This is a genomic window from Pseudomonas sp. EGD-AK9, from assembly GCF_000465935.2.
In the GTDB taxonomy this organism is placed as follows: domain Bacteria; phylum Pseudomonadota; class Gammaproteobacteria; order Pseudomonadales; family Pseudomonadaceae; genus Aquipseudomonas.
This window is the reverse complement of the sequence record NZ_AVOF01000744.1, coordinates 1-774: the sequence shown is the minus strand read 5'-3', so window position 1 is coordinate 774 and position 774 is coordinate 1. Positions and strand designations below refer to the sequence as shown.

Annotated in this window: 1 protein-coding gene; it reads right to left on the bottom strand. The window is 70.8% G+C overall.

The features are described 5' to 3' along the window. Positions 1 to 774: methyltransferase domain-containing protein (locus N878_RS23480; RefSeq protein ID WP_021445939.1), on the bottom strand; the 774-nt coding region annotated here is incomplete at both ends.

Sequence of the window (774 nt, the reverse complement as noted above, 5' to 3'; positions counted from 1 at the left end):
CCTGCAGCGCGCCGTCACGCGGCGGATCGAGCAGCACCGCGGCGAAACCGCCGCCGGCCCAGGCCTCGTCGGCCAGCGGCTTGGACAGGTCGGCACGGAAAAAGTGCACGTTGTCCAGGCCGTTGCCGGCGGCGTTGACCGCGGCGCGCGCAACCATAGTCTCAACGCCTTCCACCGCCACCACCTCGGCGGCCTGGCGCGCCAGCGGCAGGGCGAAATTGCCCAGGCCGCAGAACAGATCCAGCACCCGTTCACCGGGCCGCACTGCCAACCAGTCTAGCGCCTGGGCGACCATCGCCTCGTTGACCGGACCGTTGACCTGGACGAAATCCCCCGGCCGATAGGCCAGTTGCAGCTGCCAGCGCTGCAGGGCAAAGCCCAGCTCGGCGCCAACCTCATCGGCCTGCGGCTCGCCCTCGCCGTGCAGCCACAGCTGCGCGCCGTGCTCGGCGCAGAAGGTACGCAGCAGCAGCAGGTCGGCCTCATCGAGCGGTGCGGTATGGCGCAGCAACAGCGCCTCGGCGCTGCCGCTGAACAGCTCGACATGGCCCAACGCCTGCGGCTTGCCCAGCTGCCGCAGCAGCGCCGGCAGACCGCGCAGAATCGGCTGCAAGGGCTGTACCAGCACCACGCAGTCGTCGATCGCGACTATCTCCTGGCTGGCCTCGGCGCGAAAACCCACCTGCAGCTGGCGCACCTTGGCGTCCCAGCGCACGGCGATGCGCGCGCGGCGGCGGTAGGCGAATTCCGGCCCCACCAGCGGCGCCGCCCATT